Annotated in this window: 11 protein-coding genes; 3 read left to right on the top strand and 8 right to left on the bottom strand. The window is 69.3% G+C overall.

Annotated features, from left to right (window positions below):
- Positions 1–23 precede the first annotated feature (23 nt).
- Together murJ and ACIRR8_RS09600 are read right to left on the bottom strand one after the other, a co-directional pair.
- Positions 24–2,186 (bottom strand): murein biosynthesis integral membrane protein MurJ, encoded by a 2,163-nt coding sequence (gene murJ, locus ACIRR8_RS09605; protein WP_404061251.1) that lies wholly within the window; start codon positions 2,184–2,186, stop codon positions 24–26.
- 50 nt (positions 2,187–2,236) lie between these two features.
- The gene (locus ACIRR8_RS09600; RefSeq protein WP_404061247.1) at positions 2,237–4,531 is read right to left on the bottom strand and encodes a DUF6049 family protein; all 2,295 of its coding nucleotides are present in this window, start codon (positions 4,529–4,531) and stop codon (positions 2,237–2,239) included.
- A gap of 182 nt (positions 4,532–4,713) precedes the next feature.
- On the opposite strand from ACIRR8_RS09600, the gene ACIRR8_RS09595 reads away from it, so the two are divergent.
- Complete coding sequence (locus tag ACIRR8_RS09595) at positions 4,714–6,156, top strand: CCA tRNA nucleotidyltransferase (RefSeq protein ID WP_404061244.1); 1,443 nt, start codon at positions 4,714–4,716, stop codon at positions 6,154–6,156.
- Between the two features lie 101 nt (positions 6,157–6,257).
- Here the strand turns inward: ACIRR8_RS09595 and ACIRR8_RS09590 are convergent, their stop codons facing one another.
- From ACIRR8_RS09590 to ACIRR8_RS09580, 3 genes are all read right to left on the bottom strand, one after another.
- Entirely contained in the window at positions 6,258–7,526 is a 1,269-nt protein-coding gene (locus ACIRR8_RS09590) for an MFS transporter (protein ID WP_404061241.1), read from the bottom strand.
- 125 nt (positions 7,527–7,651) lie between these two features.
- Positions 7,652–8,734 (bottom strand): inositol-3-phosphate synthase, encoded by a 1,083-nt coding sequence (locus tag ACIRR8_RS09585; protein ID WP_404061238.1) that lies wholly within the window; start codon positions 8,732–8,734, stop codon positions 7,652–7,654.
- 59 nt (positions 8,735–8,793) lie between these two features.
- The gene (locus ACIRR8_RS09580; RefSeq protein WP_404061235.1) at positions 8,794–9,477 is read right to left on the bottom strand and encodes a helix-turn-helix transcriptional regulator; all 684 of its coding nucleotides are present in this window, start codon (positions 9,475–9,477) and stop codon (positions 8,794–8,796) included.
- A 399-nt stretch (positions 9,478–9,876) separates the two neighbouring features.
- On the opposite strand from ACIRR8_RS09580, the gene ACIRR8_RS09575 reads away from it, so the two are divergent.
- Together ACIRR8_RS09575 and ACIRR8_RS09570 are read left to right on the top strand one after the other, a co-directional pair.
- The gene (locus tag ACIRR8_RS09575; protein ID WP_404061232.1) at positions 9,877–12,594 is read left to right on the top strand and encodes a transglycosylase domain-containing protein; all 2,718 of its coding nucleotides are present in this window, start codon (positions 9,877–9,879) and stop codon (positions 12,592–12,594) included.
- Between the two features lie 162 nt (positions 12,595–12,756).
- Positions 12,757–14,259, top strand: a complete 1,503-nt coding sequence (locus tag ACIRR8_RS09570) for a glycosyltransferase family 87 protein (protein ID WP_404061229.1) — start codon at positions 12,757–12,759, stop codon at positions 14,257–14,259.
- A 14-nt stretch (positions 14,260–14,273) separates the two neighbouring features.
- Here the strand turns inward: ACIRR8_RS09570 and ACIRR8_RS09565 are convergent, their stop codons facing one another.
- The 3 genes from ACIRR8_RS09565 to ACIRR8_RS09555 all read right to left on the bottom strand — a co-directional run bounded on the left by ACIRR8_RS09565 (position 14,274) and on the right by ACIRR8_RS09555 (position 17,006).
- Positions 14,274–15,305, bottom strand: coding sequence for an alanine racemase (locus ACIRR8_RS09565; RefSeq protein WP_015609861.1), 1,032 nt, complete (start codon positions 15,303–15,305; stop codon positions 14,274–14,276).
- Between the two features lie 78 nt (positions 15,306–15,383).
- Positions 15,384–16,502 (bottom strand): lipid II:glycine glycyltransferase FemX, encoded by a 1,119-nt coding sequence (locus ACIRR8_RS09560; protein ID WP_404061224.1) that lies wholly within the window; start codon positions 16,500–16,502, stop codon positions 15,384–15,386.
- A gap of 162 nt (positions 16,503–16,664) precedes the next feature.
- On the bottom strand, positions 16,665–17,006 hold the full coding sequence (locus ACIRR8_RS09555) for a hypothetical protein (protein ID WP_018513856.1): 342 nt from the start codon (positions 17,004–17,006) through the stop codon (positions 16,665–16,667).
- Between the last annotated feature and the right edge of the window lie 85 nt (positions 17,007–17,091).

The following is a 17,091-nucleotide window of genomic DNA, read 5'->3' as shown; positions in this document are numbered from 1 at the left end:
TGGTTGTGCGGCCGTGCGCTCATTCAGCGTCCGAGCCGTCCACGGACCATGCCGACCAGGCCGTTGACCTCTTCGATGCGCATCTTCTTCGCCGCGACGAAGAAGACGCCCATGAGGAGGGTGCCGCCACAGATCAGCGCGGCCAGCGATCCAAGAGCGCTCGTGCCGAGAAGTTCGAGGATCGCGAAGCCGATGCCGCCGCCGATGACGGCCGCGGGTACCGCCGCCATGCAGAGCCGGGCGTAGGTTCGCACGATATGCGCACCGTCGAGGTCGCCGCCGAGCCGGGTGCGCAGTCGGCGCCAGGCGACACCGACACCGACCGCGTAGGCCAGACCGTAGGAGAAGGCCATGCCGACGACGGCCCAGCGGGCGGGCAGGACGACGTAGCAGAGGGCGGAGGCGGCGGCGTTGACGGCCGCCACGATGACCGTGTTGTAGAAGGGCGTGCGGGTGTCCTCGTACGCGTAGAAACCGCGGAGCACGACGTACTGCACGGAGTACGGGATCAGGCCGAGCGCGAACGCCATCAGGATGAAGCCCATGGAGCGGGCGGCCTCGGCGCCGCTGGACGCGTACAGCAGGGTGCACATCGGCAGGCCGAGCGCGAGGAAGGTGAAGGCGACCGGGACGATGGCGACGGCGGAGTTGCGCAGCCCCTGCGAGATGTCGTCGCGGACCGCGCCGGGGTCGTTGTCGTGGGCGGCCCGGGAGATGCGGGGCAGCAGCGCGGCCATGACGGAGACGGTGATGATGGCCTGCGGCATGCCCCAGATCAGCTGGGCGTTTGAGTAGGCCAGGAAGCCGGTGCCGTCCTTGTCGGAGAGCTTGCCCGCCGCGGTGGCGAGCTGGGTGACGACCAGGACGCCGGCCTGGTTGGCCAGGACGAACAGCACGGTCCACTTGGCGAGCTTGACCGTCTTGCCGAGTCCGTGGCCCCGCCAGTCGAAGCGGGGACGGAAGCGGAAGCCCGCCTCGCGCAGGTACGGGATCATCGCCAGCGCCTGGACGACCAGCCCGAGAAGGGTGCCGATCCCCAGCAGCCGGATGCCCTCCGGCGGGATGGTGTCCACGCCCATCCGGGACTCGGCGGAGGTGCCGTAGACCCAGATGAAGAGGCCGAACGTGATGATCATGACGATGTTGTTGAGGACCGGGGTCCACATCATCGCGCCGAACCTGCCCCGGGCGTTCAGGATCTGACCCATCACCACGTGCACGCCCATGAAGAAGATGGTGGGCAGGCAGTACCGGGCGAAGGTGACGGCGACGCTGTTGGCGGCGACGTCGTCGGCGATGGTGTTCGACATCAGCTGGATCAGCACCGGCGCGACGAGGACCGCGATGGCCACGATCAGGCCGAGCGCGACCATCACCAGGGTCAGCAGCCGGTTGGCGAAGGCCTCGCCGCCGTCCTCGTCGTCCTTCATGGCGCGGACGAGCTGCGGGACGAAGACCGAGTTGAGACCGCCGCCGACGGTGAGGATGTAGATCATGGTCGGCAGCGTGTACGCGATGGTGAAGCTGTCACCGAGCAGCGCGGCGCCGAGCGCCGCGGTGATCACCAGCGAGCGGATGAAGCCGGTGAGCCGGGAGACGAGGGTGCCGGCCGCCATCAGCGCGCTGGACTTCAGCACTCCGGAGAACTTGCCGCCGCCGGACTTCGGCGGGACGGGAGCGGGCAGCGGTTCCGGCTGGGCCGGGACCGGAGGCTTCCCGGACCCTTCCTGGTCCCGGAAGAGGTGGGCGAAGGCGTCGGGCTCCTGCCGGTCGCCGGAGGCCTGGGTGACCAGGTCGTCGACCCCGACGAACTGCGTGGTCGCCGGGCGGTCGCCGTACGGGAGGTGGCGTGAGGGCCCCGAGGGCTCCGGCGGCGGCGTCTGGGCCCAGATGCGCGGGTCGGGGGCGTAGGGGGCGGCAGGCGGCTGCTGGTAGAGCGCCTGCGGCTCCTGGTAGGAGCCGGGAGGCGGCGGCGGGTGGGACGCGCGGTCGTAGAGCGCCTCGCCCACCGGGTCCTGGGCCGCGAGGTCCCGCGCCCGGTAGGGATCGTCCTCGTAGGCGTGCTGGAGGTACGGGTCGGGCGGCACCTGGCCGTCCTGGCCCGGGCCCGGAGGGACCGGGGGGCCGGCCGGAGACCCCGCTCCGCCGGCGCCCTCGCCGCGGTCACCGTCGTACGGCGCGTTCATCGAAACCCCTACCTCATCGTCCCCGGCCGACCGGCCACGCCAGACATCGCTCAACGGTCCACTTTCTCACCCGTTCCCGACGGGGCCCCGCTTTCCGGTCCGGTGTCCGGGGTCGGGTCACTCGGCTGCTCGGGTTCGCCGCCGCCGCCGTTCGCCGTGTCGCTTGCCACGGCGCGCTTGCGGTGGCTGTACATCCTGACGCCTGCCAGCACCAGGAGGAGCAGCCCGCCGGCGATGACGAGCAGGACGGTGGGGGTGACCTCGGAGACCTTCACGGTGAAGGTCATCTCCTCGCCGTACGGTGTGCCGTCCTCGGTGAAGAGCCGGGCGGTGACCTGGGCGCGTCCGTTGGCGCTGGTCGCCGTGTCGAACTTCACCGACTGGCTGTGCCCACCCGCGATCCGGACCGGCAGCTCGGCCATCGTCCCGCCGTCGTTGAACTTCAGGCGGATGTTGTCCGAGGTCAGCCTGAGGACGAGCCGGTCGACGCCCTGCAACAGCTTGTTCTGCACGGTCACCGGGATCGTCGCGCTGCGGCCGGAGAGCGTGACGTCCGACTTGTCGATCAGCTGGACCTCGCCGGTGAGGTCCTTCAGGTGCTTGAGCACATCGCCCCGGTAGGTCCGCGCCTCCTCGGGGCGGCCTCGCCAGGACGTCGACATCGAGCGGTTCACCGCGTTGCCGAAGGGGGTCACCACGCGCTCGGGCAGCGTGAGGATGGTCTCGAAGCTGTCGATGGAGCCCTGAGTGGCCCGGATCTCCTGGAACGCCTGGGTGGGCAGCTCCTGGCTGCGGAGCTTCTTCGAGTACGCGGAGGCCCTTGGCACCTTCGTGGTCGCCAGCGGGTCCGGCTTCGCCTCGGCGGCGGCGACCAGGTCCTGCGGCTGCGTCCAGCGGTCGCCCGACAGGGCCTCCAGCGCGCGTGCCATCGACTGCGCCTGAGTGGTCGTGGGCATCCGCTGAGGTGCCACGACGATGGAGCGCTCATTGTCCGGCGCCTGCTCGTTCAGGGCGAGCGTCTGCGCCAGGAACTTCTGGATCGCGAGGGTCGAGTCACCTGCCCGGAGCAGGTTGCCGTTGAAGGCGGTCGACAGCCGGGAGTCGGCGACGACGGCGGTGGTGCCCCCGCCGATCGGCCGGGCCGCCGTCGGGGTGTACGGCAGACCTCCGGTCTCCTGGAAGCTGTCGCTGCGGGCGATCACATGGTGGGCACCGGCGGAGGTCGCCACATCGACGATGCCCGAATCGACCGCGCCGTTCACAGGCCAGGCGAAGTCGGTGGACGGCTTCACGTGGAGGATGGTCTCCACCGTGGAGGCACCCACCGTGGAGGCGTTCTGCAGATGGCTGAGCGTGCCGGACACGCCCTTGCCGCGGTGCGCGATGGAGGCCAGGTCCGGGTCGGCGAACGGCAGCGCGATCACCTTGCCGTCCTCGACGACCTTCTGCAGGGCGGTGATCCACTGTCCGGCGACGGCCCCGTTCTTGCCCGGGACGGTCGTGCCACCGGACTTCACCCCGTATCCGCCGGCCATCGCGGCGACGCTCGCCAGGAGGTCCGGGTCGATGACCCAGGTGACGGGGAGGCGGCTGCCCAGGGCGACCATCTGCTCCAGCCGCCCGCCCGGCGCCAGCTCCTCGGCCAGCTCGTCGTCGGCGAACACCGGCGTCTGCTGTTCGTCCGAGCGCGTCTCGGCGGTGACGTGCGGGGAGGCGATCAGCGGCCAGAGGAAGGTGAGCTCGGTCCTCTTGTCGCTCTTCTCGGGCTGCCACGGGAGGTACGAGCGCTCGATGCCCAGCACCTGCTCGTACGGGGCGGCCGCCGTGCGGCCGGAGACCGAGACGCCCAGCTGGTAGACGCCCGACGCGTCGAGGTCCAGCTTGTCCACGGGAACGGCGAGCGTGAAGTTCTGGCTGATCCCCTTGGCGAGCTTGGGGATCTTCACCGTGTACTTGCCGTCGATCGGCTCCGGGTCGGCGCCTGGGGTGTAGCCCTCGCGCTTGGCGGCGTCGTCGACCTCTCCGCGGCCGGAGAGCCGGGGTCCCACCCGCAGGTCGACCTCGGCGTCGTCGATCGTCTCCTTGCCCTTGTTGGTGAGTGTCCCGGAGACGGTCAGGGTGTCGCCCTCCACAGGGGCGGCGGGGGAGAGCGTGTCCAGGGACACGTCCACCGTGCTGGACCCGGTGGGGGCCTTCACCGGTTCGGCGGCGTCCGCACTTCCGGCGGCCGGAAGAGCCAGCAGTCCGGCCAGCAGAGGAGCTCCGAGAACCGCCGAGGCCGTGCGCCGCAGCCACCGGCGGGCAGGAGAGGGACGCATCCCCTGGATGTCTGCCGCCTGGGCCACGCGCCTACCCGTCCCTCGTCGTCATCGGAGTCTGTCGATCGTTGTCGGTCCTGCGTCCCCGCATGGTAACGAGGTGCGGAGGGCCGAAGTGCTGGGGTCCGGTTCACATGATCGCGGGAGGCCCGCAGGGTCCGGATAAACGATGACGCCGCGGCTGGTCGGTGCCCGTACCCTTTTCTGTTGTGCCGAACGCCAACGAAGAGAACGCCAGTGCCCTGAACCAGGTGCAGCATCGCGCGGTGAGTGAGCTGCTGCGCGTGTCCCCGGTCGCCGACGACCTCGCCCGCCGATTCCGCCAGGCCGGATTCGGCCTCGCGCTGGTCGGCGGCTCGGTCCGCGACGCGCTGCTCGGCAGGCTCGGGAACGACCTGGACTTCACCACCGATGCCCGCCCGGAGGACGTGCTGGCCATCGTCCGTCCCTGGGCCGACGCGGTGTGGGAGGTCGGGATCGCCTTCGGTACCGTCGGCTCCCAGAAGGACGGCTACCAGATCGAGGTCACGACCTACCGGTCGGAGGCGTACGACAGGACCTCGCGCAAGCCGGAGGTGTCCTACGGCGACTCCATCGAGGAAGACCTCGTGCGCCGGGACTTCACCGTCAACGCGATGGCCGTCGCGCTGCCGGAGAAGGAGTTCATCGACCCGCACGGCGGCCTGAAGGACCTGGCCGAGCGCGTGCTGCGCACCCCGGGAACGCCCGAGGCCTCCTTCTCGGACGACCCGCTGCGCATGCTGCGTGCTGCCCGGTTCGCCGCGCAGCTCGACTTCGAGGTCGCCCCGGAGGTCGTCACCGCGATGACGGAGATGGCCGGCCGGATCGAGATCGTCTCCGCCGAGCGGGTCCGCGAGGAGCTCAACAAGCTCCTTCTCTCCGCCCACCCGCGCAAGGGCCTGGGGCTTCTCGTCGACACCGGGCTGGCCGGCCATGTGCTGCCCGAGCTCCCGGCGCTACGGCTGGAGAGTGACGAGCATCACCGCCACAAGGACGTCTACGAGCACTCGCTGACCGTCCTGGAGCAGGCCATCGACCTGGAGGAGGACGGCCCCGACCTGGTGCTGCGTCTCGCGGCGCTGCTCCACGACATCGGCAAGCCGAGGACGCGGCGGTTCGAGAAGGACGGCCGGGTCTCCTTCCACCACCACGAGGTGGTGGGCGCCAAGATGACCAAGAAGCGCATGACCGAGCTGAAGTACTCCAACGACCTGATCAAGGACGTCGCGAAGCTGGTCGAGCTTCACCTGCGCTTCCACGGGTACGGCGACGGGGAGTGGACCGACTCCGCCGTCCGGCGGTATGTGCGCGATGCCGGGCCGCTCCTCGAACGCCTCCACAAGCTGACCCGGTCGGACTGCACGACCCGGAACAAGCGCAAGGCGAACGCCCTCTCCCGGACGTACGACGGGCTGGAGGAGCGGATCGCCCTGCTCCAGGAGCAGGAGGAGCTCGACTCCATCCGCCCGGATCTGGACGGCAACGACATCATGCAGATCCTCGGTGTGGGTCCCGGGCCGGTGATCGGCAAGGCGTACGCGTTCCTGCTGGAGCTGCGGCTGGAGCACGGCCCGATGGAGCGCGACGCGGCGGTGGCGGCGCTCAAGGAGTGGTGGGCGGAGCAGAGCTGAGTCGATGCTGGTGATGTTTCACGTGAAACATCACCAGCACCGTATGTGGGGAGGGGCGTTGTTTCACGTGAAACAACGCCCCTCCCCACATACGGGACCGGCTACCCGCCGCTGCTCGTGCAGCGCCGGCGGAACATCGCCACCGCGACGGCCGCGTACAGCACGGACACTCCCGCCACCACGGTCACGGACCTGCCGTCCGGGGGGAGCAGCAGCGCCGCGACCCCTGCCGCGCTCACGAACGCGACGTTGAACAGCACGTCGTAGAGCGAGAAGACGCGGCCGCGGAAGGAGTCGTCCACCGAGGTCTGGACGACCGTGTCCGTCGCGATCTTCGCTCCTTGGGTCACGACACCGAGCACGAAGGCGGCGAGCAGCATCGGTACGGGAGTGAAGGAGAGGCCCAGCGCCGGTACCAGGACAGCCGCGGATCCGGCACAGGCAACGATCCATCCGTACCGGCCGACCCGTCCCACGGCCCAGGGGGTCACCACGGCGGCGACGAAGAAGCCCGCGCCGGAGGCTCCGACCGCCAGGCCGAGCAGGGCCAGTCCGTCGGAGCCGTCGTCCGACCAGGCGTAGCGGCAGAGCATGAGCACCATCACGGTGAGCGCGCCGTAGCAGAAGCGGAGCACCGTCATCGCGGCCAGCGCCCGGGCCGCGTGGGTCCGCTCCGCCAGGTGCCGCAGCCCGGCGACGAGCCCGTGGGCCGTGACGGCCAGTGCGGCCCGCAGCCGGAGGGGCGTTCCGTCGGGATCGGGTCCCAGCAGGGTGCGCGGCAGGCTCAGCGACGCCAGCGCGGAGAGCAGATAGAGCAGGGCGCCCAGCAGGACGACGGCCGCATCGGACTCGTCGGCCACCAGCCGTACGACGAAGGCGAGGCCACCGCCCGCGGTGGCCGCGAGGGTGCCGGCTGTCGGGGAGAGCGAGTTGGCGATGACGAGCCGGTCGTCGTCGACCACCCGTGGCAGCGAGGCGGAGAGCCCGGCCAGCACGAAGCGGTTGACGGCGGTGACGCAGAGGGCCGAGGCGTAGAAGAGCCAGTCCGGTACGGAGGCCAGGATCAGCAGGGCCGTGCAGCAGGCCAGGGAGGCGCGTAGGAGGTTCCCGTACAGGAAGACCTGGCGGCGGGGCCAGCGGTCCAGCAGCACGCCGGCGAAGGGGCCGATCAGCGAATACGGGAGGAGGAGGACCGCCATGGCCGAGGCGATGGCGGCCGCCGAGGTCTGCTTCTCCGGGGAGAAGACCACGTACGCGGCGAGGGCGACCTGGTAGACGCCGTCGGCGGACTGGGAGAGGAGCCGCACGGTGAGCAGGCGGCGGAAGTTCCGCAGGCGCAGCAGGGTGCCCAGATCACGCGCGACAGACATGGGAGCAAGCGTCACACACGTCGGGGGTCCGCGGGCGGATTGCCCGGGGACCCCCGACGTGCGGCAGGAGGAGGTGAGCGTCGCCGCTCAGCTCTCCGGTGATGCGGTCGGACCTGAGAGCCGGTTCAGCGCTCGGTCTCGCCCTTGATGAACTTCTCGACGTTCTCGCGCGCCTCGTCGTCGAAGTACTGGACGGGCGGCGACTTCATGAAGTAGCTCGAAGCCGAGAGGATCGGGCCGCCGATGCCGCGGTCCTTGGCGATCTTCGCCGCACGGACGGCGTCGATGATGACACCGGCCGAGTTCGGGGAGTCCCACACCTCGAGCTTGTACTCCAGGTTCAGCGGGACGTCACCGAAGGCGCGGCCCTCAAGGCGCACGTACGCCCACTTGCGGTCGTCCAGCCAGGCCACGTAGTCCGAGGGGCCGATGTGGACGTTGTCCTCGCCGAGCTCACGGTCACGGATCTGCGAGGTGACGGCCTGCGTCTTCGAGATCTTCTTGGACTCCAGGCGCTCGCGCTCGAGCATGTTCTTGAAGTCCATGTTGCCGCCGACGTTCAGCTGCATCGTGCGGTCCAGGATGACACCGCGGTCCTCGAAGAGCTTCGCCATCACGCGGTGCGTGATGGTGGCGCCCACCTGGGACTTGATGTCGTCGCCGACGATCGGGACACCGGCCTCGGTGAACTTGTCCGCCCACTCCTTGGTGCCGGCGATGAAGACCGGGAGGGCGTTGACGAAGGCGACCTTGGCGTCGATGGCGCACTGCGCGTAGAACTTCGCGGCGACCTCGGAACCGACGGGCAGGTAGCAGACGAGAACGTCGACCTGCTGGTCCTTGAGGACCTGGACGACGTCGACCGGGGCGTCCGCCGACTCCTCGATCGTCTCGCGGTAGTACTTGCCCAGACCGTCGTGGGTGTGGCCGCGCTGGACGGTGACGCCCGTGTTCGGCACGTCCGCGATCTTGATGGTGTTGTTCTCGCTGGCGCCGATGGCGTCCGCGAGGTCGAGGCCGACCTTCTTCGCGTCGACATCGAAGGCGGCGACGAACTCGACGTCGCTGACGTGGTAATCGCCGAACTGGACGTGCATCAGGCCGGGCACCTTGCCGGCCGGATCTGCGTCCTTGTAGTACTCGACGCCCTGCACCAGCGAGGCGGCGCAGTTGCCCACGCCTACGATGGCTACGCGAACCGAACCCATTCCGGTTGCTCCCTGTGTGATCGGTGTTTCCGATGAAGTCCCCGCGGAGTGCGGTGACTTCACTTGGCGGTGTCGTCGGACGGATCCGGCGGGGTGTCACCCCGGCGCCGGGGCAGGCCGCCCGTCTCTCCTGATGTGTCCTGCTGAGCAGAGCCCTCGGGCGAGGACCGTCTCCGGTCCCGTCCCGACCGCTCGCTCTCGATGAGCTCGTTCAGCCAGCGCACTTCGCGCTCCACGGACTCCATGCCGTGCCGCTGCAGCTCAAGTGTGTAGTCGTCGAGTCGTTCACGCGTGCGGGCGAGGGAGGCGCGCATCTTCTCCAGGCGCTCCTCCAGCCTGCTGCGCCGGCCTTCGAGCACCCGCATCCGCACCTCGCGTTCGGTCTGCCCGAAGAAGGCGAAGCGTGCCGCGAAGTGCTCGTCCTCCCAGGAGTCCGGACCGGTGTGCGAGAGCAGCTCCTCGAAGTGCTCCTTACCTTCCGCCGTCAGCCGGTAGACGATCTTGGCCCGGCGTCCCGTGAGGGAGGAGGCGGGCGTGGTGTCCGCCGGGTCGCTCGCGGGCTCCTCGATCAACCAGCCGCTGGCCACCAGCGTCTTGAGGCACGGGTAGAGCGTCCCGTAGCTGAACGCACGGAAGATCCCCAGCGAGGTGTTGAGGCGTTTGCGCAGCTCATAGCCGTGCATCGGAGACTCGCGGAGCAGTCCGAGAACGGCGAACTCGAGGATGCCGGAGCGTCGGCTCACGGGATCCTCCTCCTTCTGCCGCTGGTTCCGCGGGAACCGTCTGCCGGATCCACTGACGTACTTATGCCGTGCTGATGTATCGACTCGATACATCAGCACGATAGATCGCACCGGCGGGTTCGACAAGGGTGACCTTCGTGAGCGGCGTCACATCACCAATTCGTAGGTATCGACTTGCGTTGTTTGGGGTGAAGTTCGGTCCTAGGAGGGTTTTGACCGTGCGTAGTCTGTGCGGCATGCAGACCACCGGGAACCGTGAGGCGCCGTTGTGCGTCAGTTATCGCGGACTGCCAGATGTGCTGCGGATGAGCCTTCCGCAGGGCTGGTCCGTAATTCGGGGGGACCGGATCTCAACTGCCGCTTCCAGGCGCTCTCGCCTGCCCGAGGAGTAGTCGTTCCATGAGCGAGCACCGTCGCAAATCGTCCCAGCCGCAAGGTGGCGGGCGGGCCGCGGCCAGACGAGCCGCCCAGCAGCAGGCAGGACGTCGGGCAGCGCCGTCACGCAGAGCCACATCCGTGTCACATGCCGAGTCGCAGGGTGCGCCGCAGGGCGAGGAGCGGCAGTACGGCAGCCGTGCCGAGGCCCGCCGTGCGGCTCAGCGCGGCGGGAGCCGGCGCCGGGGCGGCGGCGAGGCCGGGCCTCCCGGCAAGAAGCGCCTCATCGACTACCCGCGCCACGGGCGGTACGGGTTCCGTCGCTGGCTGCCGTCGTGGAAGCTCGTCTCGGGCCTCTGCGTGGGCTTCCTCGGCATGCTGATGGGTATCGCCGGTGTCTCGTACGCCCTGGTGAGCACGCCGAACATCCAGGACGCGGCCTCGGCACAGAACAACGTCTACTACTGGGCCAACGGCAACCAGATGGTGGCGACCGGCGGTGTGGTCAACCGCCAGGAGATCAGCTACGAGCAGATCCCCGTGGCGATGCGCAACGCCGTGGTCGCGGCCGAGAACAAGAGCTTCTGGACCGACAAGGGCATCGACCCCAAGGGCATCGGCCGGGCGGTGTTCAACATGGCCACGGGCGGTCAGACCCAGGGCGGTTCGACCATCACCCAGCAGTACGTGAAGAACTCGCGACTGAACCAGGACCAGACGTTCACGCGGAAGTTCAAAGAGCTCTTCATCACCCTGAAGGTCGCCGGCGAGGAGAAGAAGGAGGACGTCATGGCCGGCTACCTCAACGTCTCCTACTACGGCCGCGGCGCATCCGGCATCCAGGCCGCGGCTCGTACGTACTACGACAAGGACGCCACGGACCTGGATCCGAGCGAGTGCGCCTTCCTCGCGACGCTGCTGAAGGGTGCGAGCTACTACGACCCTGCCGGGGCCACCGACATCGACAAGAACGCGACGCCGGAGAAGAACCTCGATCGCGCCGAGAAGCGCTGGCGGTGGATCCTCGACGAGCAGGTCAAGGACGGCAAGATGTCGGCCGAGGAGAGGGCGACGTACAAGAAGTTCCCCATGCCCGAGAAGCCGAAGAAGAACGCCAAGCTGGGCGGTCAGACCGGCTATCTGGTGGAGCTGGCGCGTAAGTACTTCCTCGCCAACAACACCCAGAACATCAAGGCCGAGGACATGGAGCTCGGCGGCTTCGAGATCCACACCACCTTCGACGAGACGAAGGTGAAGCAGCTCGCCAAGGCGGTGGACAAGGTCTACAAGGCCAAGATCCGCCCCGAGGAGCGTCCGAAGACGGACACCCACGTGGAGTTCGGCGGTGCCTCGGTGGACGCCAGGACGGGCGCCATCCTCGCCACGTACGGCGGCCAGGACGCCACGAAGCACTTCACCAACAACGCCGACGCGACCGGCGCCCAGGTCGGCTCGACCTGGAAGCCCTTCGTGCTGGCGGCGGCGATGCAGTACGGCGTACGCGATCCGGAGCTCGGGCCCGACCAGGACCTCTCGCAGCGCACCATCGTCTCGCCCAAGAGCATCTACAACGGCGACAACAAGCTGGAGATCAAGAACTACGACGGCGAGGTCTGGAAGGGCAAGGACGACCAGGGGTGGCTCCAGACCAACGACGGCGACTACGACCACGGTGAGATCGACCTGCGGCACGCCATGGAGCAGTCGGCCAACTCCCCCTTCGTCCAGCTCGGTATGGACGTCGGGACGGACAAGGTCAAGGAGGCCGCCGTCGCCGCCGGTCTGAAGGACGACGACATGATGGCGGACGCCACCGTTCCGTCGTTCTCCATCGGTACCTCTTCACCCAGCGCCATCCGCATGGCGGGCGCCTACGCCACCTTCGCCACGAGCGGCCAGCAGAACCCCACGTACTCGGTCACCGAGGTGAAGCGGCAGGGCGAGATCGTCTTCCAGCACAAGAAGCGGTCCAAGCGCGCCTTCACCCCGCGCATCGCGGACAACATCACGGACGTGCTGAAGAACGTGGTGGAGAACGGTACGGGCCAGCCCGCGCGGCTGGAGGGACGTGAGGCGGCGGGGAAGACGGGTACCACGGACGGCAACAAGTCCGCCTGGTTCGTCGGCTACACCCCGCAGCTCTCGACGGCGATCAGCATGTTCCGGTTGGACGACGACGAGACCAACAAGGACCGCGAGTTCGAGAAGATGTTCGGCACCGGCGGCGAGAAGAAGATCCACGGAAACTCGTTCCCGGCGTCCATCTGGCACGACTACATGACCGCGGCGATGAAGGGGAAGAAGGTCCTCTCGTTCCCGAAGCCGGAGCCCATCGGCGAGGAGGTCTGGGGCGGTGGCGCGGTCAGCCCGAGCCCGACGCCCAGCCCGACACCCTCTCCGACGCCCACCACCGAGGAGCCGGAGCCGCCGTCGCCATCCCCGACGCCGACGCCGACCACTCCGTCCCCGACGCCGTCACCGACCAAGACGTGTGAGCTCTGGGACTGGGAGTGCCAGAACCCCAACGGCGGTGGGGCGAACGCCGGAGCGGACGGCGGTGCGAACGCGGGAGCGGACGGCGGTGCCAACAGCGGCACCACCGAAGGTGGTGCCAACGCGGGAGCGGACGGCGGTGCGAACGCGGGAGCGGACGGTGGTGCCAACAGCGGCACCACCGAAGGCGCCAACGGCGGGAACGCCGGGGCCAACGGCGGTCTATGGAGCGGTGCCAACGGCGGATAGCCGCACCGTGGCAGGGTCCGCGACGGGCCCTGGACGCCTGCAGGGCGAGGGCCGCCGCACCGGAAACCGGGTGCGGCGGCCCTCGCCGCGTTCCGGACCGCCGAAGGGCCCTCCTCCCGTGTCCGTGCCCGGGCCACAGCCCCGTACGGCAGGATGTGCGGCATGCCAAGCCCCAGCGCAGAGGACACGAGCGTGCAGCAGCAGGAGCGGCCCGTCGTGCGGCCCACCGATCAGGACGAGGTCGCGGCGGCCGGCAGTGAGCTGTTCGGCGGGCGGGTGGGGCGCTGGGCGCGGCTCGGGGACGGTCCGCTGACGCCCGTACGCGTCGTCGCCCTGACCATGATCGGGATGTTCGCGCTCGGCATGGTCCAGAAGATCCCCTGCTACGAGTGGGCCTGGTTCCGCGGAGCGACCTCGCAGTACACGCACGCCTGCTACTCCGACATCCCGCACCTCTTCCTGGGACGCGGCTTCGCCGACGGGCTGGTGCCGTACTTCGACCGGCTGAGCGGCGACATGCAGTACCTGGAGTACCCCGTACTGACCGGGGTGTTCATGCAGATCGCCTCCTGGCTGACGCTGACGCCGGACAGCGACCCCATCCAGCAGCGCGAGCAGATGTACTGGATGGTCAACGCGGGCATGCTGATGATCTGCGCGGTCGTCATCGCCGTGTGCACCGTACGAACCCACCGTCGGCGCCCCTGGGACGGCCTGCTGGTCGCGCTGGCGCCCGCGTTCGCCCTCACCGCCACGATCAACTGGGACCTGCTGGCCGTCGCGCTGACGGCCGCGGCGATGCTCATGTGGTCGCGGGGCCGGGTCCTCGCGTTCGGCATCCTCATCGGCCTCGCGACGGCCGCCAAGCTCTATCCCGTCCTGCTGCTCGGCCCGCTCCTGGTGCTCTGCTGGCGGGCGGGCAGGTGGCGCGAGTACGGCACGGCGCTGCTCGGCGCCGGGGCGGCCTGGCTGGTGGTGAACCTGCCGGTGATGCTCTACGCCCCCGAGGGATGGCGGAAGTTCTACACGTTCAGCCAGGAGCGGCCCATCGACTTCGGCTCCTTCTGGCTGATCATCACGCAGCGCACCGGGAAGCCGATCGACGTCGAGACGGTGAACACCGCCTCCGTGGTCCTGATGGTGGTGTTCTGCGCGGGCATCGCGGGTCTGGCGCTCACCGCCGCGCGCCGGCCGCGCTTCGCCCAGCTGGCGTTCCTGGTGGTGGCCGCGTTCATCCTGACGAACAAGGTCTACTCACCGCAGTACGTGCTCTGGCTGATCCCGCTCGCCGTGCTGGCCCGGCCGCGCTGGCGCGACTTCCTCATCTGGCAGGCGTGCGAGGTCATGTACTTCCTGGGGATCTGGTTCTACCTCGCGTACACGAGCGGCGGCGACAAGCACCAGGGACTGCCGCAGGAGGGGTACCAGCTCGCGATCGCGCTGCATCTGCTGGGCACGCTGTACCTGTGCGCCCTGGTCGTCCGGGACATCCTGCTGCCCGACAAGGACCCGGTGCGCCGGGACGGCTCCGACGACCCGTCGGGCGGGGTGCTCGACGGGGCGCCGGACGCGTTCGTGCTGGCACCCGATCCCCGTACGCCGGGGCACACGGCCCCGGCGGTCACAGGACCTCAGGTGGAGTGGGGCACGGCCCGGGAGCGGTGACCCGGGCGGCTCGCTCAGTGGTCGACGAGCCGGTCGTACTGCGTGGTCGTGTGGCGCAGATGGGCGACCAGCTCGTCACCGACCCGCGGTTCCTGCGCGTCCGACGGCACGAACAGGATCGACACCTGCATGTGCGGCGGCTCGGCGAACCAGCGCTGCTTGCCCGCCCAGACGAACGGCGACAGGTTGCGGTTGACCGTGGCCAGACCCGCGCGCGCGACGCCCTTGGCCCGCGGCATCACCCCGTGCAGCGCCTTGGGCGCCTCCAGGCCGACCCCGTGCGACGTACCGCCCGCGACGACGACCAGCCAGCCGTCGGAGGCGGCCTTCTGCTGGCGGTAGCCGAACCGGTCGCCCTTGACGACGGGCGTGACGTCCAGGACGGCGCCCCGGTACTCCGTGGCCTCGTGATCACCCAGCCAGAGCCGGGTGCCGATGCGGGCGCGGAAGCGGGTCTGCGGAAACTGCTGCTGGAGCCGGGCCAGTTCCTCGGCGCGCAGGTGGCTGACGAACATGGTGTGCAGCGGCAGCCGGGCGGCGCGCAGCCGGTCCATCCACCCTATGACCTCCTCGACGGCGTCCGAGCCGTCGGTGCGGTCCAGCGGCAGGTGCAGCGCGAACCCTTCGAGCCGTACGTCCTCGATCGCCGCGTGCAGCAGCCCCAGCTCCTCCTCCTTGACCCCGTGGCGCTTCATCGAGCTCATGCACTCGATGACGACCCGGGCCCCCACCAGGGCGTGCACCCCGTCGACGGAGGAGACGGACCGGATGACGCGGTCCGGCAGCGGAACGGGCTCCTCACCGCGCCGGAACGGGGTCAGGACGAGCAGGTCGCCGCTGAACCAGTCCTTGATCGTGGCGGCCTCGTACGTCGTGCCGACGGCGAGGGTGTCGGAGCCGAAGCGGATCGTCTCGTCGGCGAGCCGCTCGTGCCCGAAGCCGTACCCGTTGCCCTTGCAGACCGGTACGAGCCCGGGGAACTGGTCGATCACGGACTTCTGGTGCGCCCGCCAGCGCGCGGTGTCGACGTAGAGGGAGAGCGCCATGGCCGGCCCGGAACCTTTCTGGTGGCTGTGGATGCGGTGGGTCGTGCTGGGGTGAAGCGCGTGCTGTATTGAAGCGCGTCAGCGGCGCGACATGTAGATGTCGAGCGCCTTGTGGAGCACCTTGTTCAGCGGGAAGTCCCACTCGCCGACGTACTCCACGGCCTCGCCACCGGTGCCGACCTTGAACTGGATCAGCCCGAAGAGGTGGTCGTTCTCGTCCAGCGAGTCGCTGATGCCGCGCAGGTCGTAGACGGTGGCGCCCATCGCGTAGCTGTCGCGGAGCATCCGCCACTGCATGGCGTTCGACGGCCGGACCTCGCGCCCGATGTTGTCGGAGGCGCCGTAGGAGTACCAGACGTGCCCGCCGACGACGAGCATCGTGGCGGCGGAGAGGTTCACGCCGTTGTGGCGGGCGAAGTAGAGCCGCATCCGGTTGGGGTCCTCGGAGTTGAGGACGGTCCACATGCGCTGGAAGTACGAGAGCGGGCGCGGGCGGAAGTGGTCGCGCACAGCCGTGATCTCGTAGAGCCGCTGCCACTCGGCCAGGTCCTCGTAACCGCCCTGGACCACCTCGACACCGGCCTTGTCGGCCTTCTTGATGTTGCGGCGCCACAGCTGGTTGAAGCCCTTGAGGACGTCCTCCAGGGAGCGGTTGGCGAGCGGCACCTGGAAGACGTAACGCGGCTGTACGTCACCGAATCCGGCGCCGCCGTCCTCGCCCTGCTGCCAGCCCATCTTCCGCAGCCGGTCCGCCACCTCGAAGGCGCGCGGCTCGATGTGGGTGGCCTCGACGTCACGCAGGCGCTTCACGTCCGGGTCCTGGATGCCGGACTTGATGGCCGTCGAGTCCCAGCGCCGGATGACGACCGGCGGGCCCATCTTCACGGAGAACGCGCCCTGCTGCTTGAGGTGGGCGAGCATCGGCTGGAGCCAGTCGGCCAGGTTGGGCGCGTACCAGTTGATGACCGGGCCCTCGGGGAGGTACGCCAGGTAGCGCTTGATCTTCGGCAGCTGGCGGTAGAGGACGAGGCCGGCGCCGACCATCTCGCCGTTCCTGTCGAACCAGCCCAGGCTCTCCGAGCGCCATTCCGTCTTCACATCAGCCCACGCCGGGACCTGGCAGTGACTGGCCGAGGGCAGGCTCTGGATGTACGCCAGATGCTGCTCTCGGCTGATGGTCCTCAGGGTCAGGCTCATGCGGGGCGCTCCTCGGCAGGTGTGTCCCCATCGGTCAGGGGCTCCGGCTCTCGCGCCGAAGCCTACTGTGACCGCGGGGTATCCGGCCTGGCCGCGTAGGCCTGGAACGCCCGCGACGCACCGGCGCGGCCGTGTGGACGGCCGCGCCGGGTCATGCGCCGGTCAGGTGATGACGCCGCCGAAGAGGCCGCCGTGCGCCATACCGAGGTAGAAGCCCACCGCCGAGGCGCCGATCCCCATGATCAGGCCGAACCTCTCCCAGGTGGTCTTCGAGATGTACTGGCCGTAGAGGCCGGTCAGGATGCCGACCAGCCCCGCCCAGGAGCTGATCAGGTGCAGATGGTGGAACATCGCCGTCACGAAGGCGAGGACGCCGAGCACCCCGGTCACCACCATCAGGACGTCCTGGACGGGGTGGGGCCTGCCGTCCGTCGCGAAGAGCGAACCGGTGGCGGGGCGGCCGGTCGTGGACCGGGAGCCGGCGGGACGAATGGTCTGTGCCATGGATGACCTCCTGGCCGGACGGGCGGTGGAATGTAGCGCCTCTCACACCGCATCTGTCTCGATTGTGCCCCTGCGGCTCGGGATC

The sequence above is a fragment of the Streptomyces sp. NPDC101178 genome (assembly GCF_044767965.1).
Lineage (GTDB): Bacteria > Actinomycetota > Actinomycetes > Streptomycetales > Streptomycetaceae > Streptomyces.
The sequence above is the reverse complement of the archived record's forward strand: the minus strand, read 5'-3'. Positions and strand labels throughout refer to the sequence as shown.

What these genes read in the sequence shown, in the direction of transcription:
- murJ (WP_404061251.1), bottom strand. Translation starts at nt 2,186, where the DNA reads ATGAACGCGCCGTACGACGGTGACCGCGGCGAGGGCGCCGGCGGAGCG.
- ACIRR8_RS09590 (WP_404061241.1), bottom strand. Translation starts at nt 7,526, where the DNA reads ATGTCTGTCGCGCGTGATCTGGGCACCCTGCTGCGCCTGCGGAACTTC.
- ACIRR8_RS09585 (WP_404061238.1), bottom strand. Translation starts at nt 8,734, where the DNA reads ATGGGTTCGGTTCGCGTAGCCATCGTAGGCGTGGGCAACTGCGCCGCC.
- ACIRR8_RS09575 (WP_404061232.1), top strand. Translation starts at nt 9,877, where the DNA reads ATGAGCGAGCACCGTCGCAAATCGTCCCAGCCGCAAGGTGGCGGGCGG.
- ACIRR8_RS09570 (WP_404061229.1), top strand. Translation starts at nt 12,757, where the DNA reads ATGCCAAGCCCCAGCGCAGAGGACACGAGCGTGCAGCAGCAGGAGCGG.
- ACIRR8_RS09565 (WP_015609861.1), bottom strand. Translation starts at nt 15,305, where the DNA reads ATGGCGCTCTCCCTCTACGTCGACACCGCGCGCTGGCGGGCGCACCAG.
- ACIRR8_RS09560 (WP_404061224.1), bottom strand. Translation starts at nt 16,502, where the DNA reads ATGAGCCTGACCCTGAGGACCATCAGCCGAGAGCAGCATCTGGCGTAC.
- ACIRR8_RS09555 (WP_018513856.1), bottom strand. Translation starts at nt 17,006, where the DNA reads ATGGCACAGACCATTCGTCCCGCCGGCTCCCGGTCCACGACCGGCCGC.